General features: G+C 42.9%; 2 protein-coding genes. Both read right to left on the bottom strand.

All coding sequences use genetic code 11. The features are described from left to right. Positions 1-472 precede the first annotated feature (472 nt). On the bottom strand, positions 473-2,533 hold the full coding sequence (locus CXF78_RS14230; RefSeq protein ID WP_374702295.1) for a dipeptidyl-peptidase 5: 2,061 nt from the start codon (positions 2,531-2,533) through the stop codon (positions 473-475). A 197-nt stretch (positions 2,534-2,730) separates the two neighbouring features. Next, on the bottom strand, positions 2,731-3,822 hold a 1,092-nt coding region (locus tag CXF78_RS14225), incomplete at its 5' end, for a FumA C-terminus/TtdB family hydratase beta subunit (RefSeq protein ID WP_102037171.1).

Raw genomic sequence — 3,822 nt, 5'->3', positions numbered from 1 at the left:
TTTTTAGTTATTTTATTTCACCAGTCTGTTCTAATTAGCATCAATATGATGATTTAACCTACAGCAGGACTTAAAATCTTGTTTTCCTGTGGTTAACCTACATATTAATCAACAAAATAAGAATAGCCTTATGATGAAAAATACTAACGATAGCGGATTTTTTATTTCTCACAAAAGTGCTCGCTTTACTGGTCAGTTTATTTTCAACAGAATGTAGTTTTATTTTTATGAGTAAACAGTGTAGATATTGACTTGAGTATCATCTTGATTAATGAATAACTCATTGCCTCTGGTAAAACTGCGATTGGCTTGAGCCACAATATCCGAAGCTACAATAGCTTAGGAACAAAAAAGAGATGTTGCCAGTAGCAACATCTCTTTTAATTAACTTATGAAGGTAAATCTGTGTTGAGGACTACGCCATTTTTTTAGTACTGGCTTTAACATGTCTTCTACAGAGAAAGTACAAACACTATTGCGCTGTCCAACGATCCATCCAGCCTAATACATTCTTGTACCATAGCTGTAAGTTATCTTGATTTAAAATCCAGTGATTCTCATCAGGAAATACCAATAGCTCAGAAGGAATACCTTTACGCTGCATAAAGGTAAATGCAGCAAGGCCTTGACCATAAGGAACACGGTAGTCTTTTTCACCATGGATGACGAGCATTGGTGTTTTCCAGTTTTCAACATAGTTTACTGGGTTAAACTTTTCATATAGTTCTTTGTTTTGATCGTATGGGCCACCGAATTCATATTCAGGGAACCACAATTCCTCTGTGACGTAATACATAGAACGCATATCAAACAAACCAGCATGGTCGACTAGACACTTGAAGCCATCGTTCCATTTGCCTTGGAACCAGTTCATCATATAGCCACCGTAGGAACCGCCCAGTGCACATGCATTATTAGCATCTAACCAAGGTTGCTGTGTGGTAACCGCTGCCATCCCTTTTTTAAGATCTTCAAGCGGTTTTCCGCCCCAATCCTTGCCAATAGAGTCAGTAAACGCTTGGCCATAACCAGTAGAACCATGGAAGTCGACCATCACGACGCCATAGCCTGCACCAGCCCATAATTGAGCATTCCAGCGGCTGCTAAAACTGTTACCAAATGAGCCTTGTGGACCGCCGTGTACAAGGTAAGCAATTGGGTATTTTTTACCTTCTTCATAGTTAACGGGTTTGATCCAATAGCCATGAACGGTTTCGTCATTCCAACCTTTAAAGTTGAACTGTTCAAAATCACCAAACTTAATGTCAGCTAATTTTTCACTGTTGACGTTGGTTAGCTGTTTCAGTTGCTCACCTTCTAGTGACACACTGAATAAATCGCCAGGTTCAACTAATGATGATTTCTTGAAAATAAGACGATTACTGGTCACAGCCACTAGGCTGTTACTACCTTGGTTGTAAATAGGACGAACATCACCAAACTGTGTGTTCACTTCAAAAATGGTCACTTGCCCAAGATCTTGTGCTGTCACATACAAAGTACGGCCATCGGCACTAAAGTTCAATGAACTCGCACTGCGATCCCACAATGGTGCAACTTCTTTTTCTTGGCCAGTAACATTGTCACGTAACATAATACGGTAACGATCAGCTTCGTAACCCGCCTTGCTCATGGCTAAATAGGCAAGATAACGGCCATCTGCAGAGAACGTTGGCTGGGCATCCCATGCTTGGTTTTCTGGGGTTAAGTTAACCGTTTCACCGCCAGCTACAGGCACTTGCCATAAATCGTAATTAGTTGTCCAAGCTTGATCGCGGCTCGGCGCTTTAGCGCTATAAACAACGTACTTACCGTCTGCAGTAAAAGTGACCTCTTCCATACCAGAAAATGGCTTAGGCGGTGTTTCAGTGTCACGGCCAGCTGTAACGTTTGTCGCGGTGGTAATTTTGTTGCCATTAAGCGAGGCTACAAACAAATGGTTACGTGCGTGGTCTTCCCACGTGTCCCAATGGCGTACCATCAACTGCTTGTATTCGCGGCCAGTGCTTTTACGTTCAGCTTCGGCAGTAAACTTGTCTTTTGAACAGGCTAAGTCTTTACACTCTGGAAATACCCGCAACGTCATAACGACTTGCTTACCGTCGTTAGACAATTTGTAGCCATTGATATCTAACGGTAAATCAGTAACCGCAATAGCCTCTCCACCATCAAGGGCCAATTGATACAATTGACTGGTACCAGAACGACTGGCGAGGAAATAAATAGATTTTCCATCTGGCGAAAAGCTGACATCGTGTTCAGTGCCTGCAGCCGAAGTAAGTTGCTTTGGCTTAGCATTTTTATCGTTCAAGTCGAGAAGATAAAGATCTGAGTTGCCCTCGCCTTTATCATCAACCACTTTTACGCCGTATACCATGGTTTTACCATCATTTGATACGGCTGCTGAATGCAACTTATTTAAGTTAACCAGTTGTTGAACATTAAAAGCTGCGGGCTCAGCCGCAGACACTGATGTTGCCATGCCAGCAGCAATCAGTGCGAATAATACAGAAGACTTTTTCATTGTTATCATGTCTCAGTTATTTAAGTAAAACGTATTACGTTTAGGCCGCAAAAACAGCCAATATCAAACGTAATCATAAAATGTATATTGCAGACTAACCAAAGCAAAACGCTCAGGCAACAAGCCTTTTGTAAAAAGCTGTAAACCCGAGCGTTTAATCACATTGACACTTATCGCTTATGTGTAAGCACAATGTTATCGATGGCTTACTTGTTAGCTTTGCTGTTAGCGATATTAATTTTCCAAATCGCTGGGCCAGTTTCGTGTGCATTAACACCATTGGTATCAACCGCCACGGTCACTGGCATGTCTTGCACATCAAATTCGTAAATCGCTTCCATGCCTAGATCTTCAAATGCGACAACACGTGATTTCTTAATCGCTTTAGACACTAGGTATGCCGCGCCGCCAACAGCCATTAAATACACTGCTTTGTGCTTTTTAATTGAAGCAACCGTTTCAGGGCCTCGCTCAGATTTACCAATCATGCCCATTAGGCCTGTTTGGTCTAACATCATGTCAGTAAACTTATCCATACGAGTTGCCGTTGTTGGGCCTGCAGGGCCAACCACTTCATCACCGACTGGATCGACTGGGCCAACGTAATAAATAAACTTACCGGTAAAATCGACACCGGCTGGTAAACCTTCACCAGACTCAAGTAACATTTGAATCCGCTTATGAGCAGCATCACGGCCAGTCAGCATTTTACCGTTGAGTAATAAGGTATCACCACTCTTCCAGGTTTCGATTTCAGCTTGGGTGACAGTATCTAAATTCACACGGTGAGTGTTTTCACCCGCTTCACGAGTAATTTCAGGCCAATCAGATAACGATGGTGGTACTAAATCGACTGGGCCGGTGCCATCTAGATGGAAATGCACATGACGCGTAGCCGCACAGTTAGGGATCATCACGACCGGTTTAGACGCTGCATGAGTCGGTACCGATTTAATTTTAACGTCTAATACTGTGGTTAATCCGCCCAAACCTTGAGCGCCTATGCCTAAGTTATTTGCCCGTTCAAAAATGTCTAAACGAAGCTTTTCTTCTGTGGTCTCTGCACCACGAGCCATCAACTCATGAATATCAACAGGGTCCATTAATGATTCTTTGGCTAATACAGCCGCTTTTTCAGCGGTGCCGCCAATACCGATGCCTAACATACCCGGTGGACACCAACCCGCGCCCATTGTCGGTAATGTTTTTTCTACCCAAGCTGCGATATCGTCAGACGGGTTAAGCATGGCCATTTTTGATTTGTTTTCCGACCCACCACCTTTAGCGGCAATCATCAC

Origin of the sequence: Shewanella sp. 11B5 (assembly GCF_002836795.1) — a bacterium.
Taxonomy (GTDB): domain Bacteria; phylum Pseudomonadota; class Gammaproteobacteria; order Enterobacterales; family Shewanellaceae; genus Shewanella; species Shewanella frigidimarina.
Note: the sequence above shows the minus strand (reverse complement) of the source record. Positions and strands in the feature narration are given on the sequence as shown.

What these genes read in the sequence shown, in the direction of transcription:
- CXF78_RS14230 (WP_374702295.1), bottom strand. Translation starts at nt 2,533, where the DNA reads ATGATAACAATGAAAAAGTCTTCTGTATTATTCGCACTGATTGCTGCT.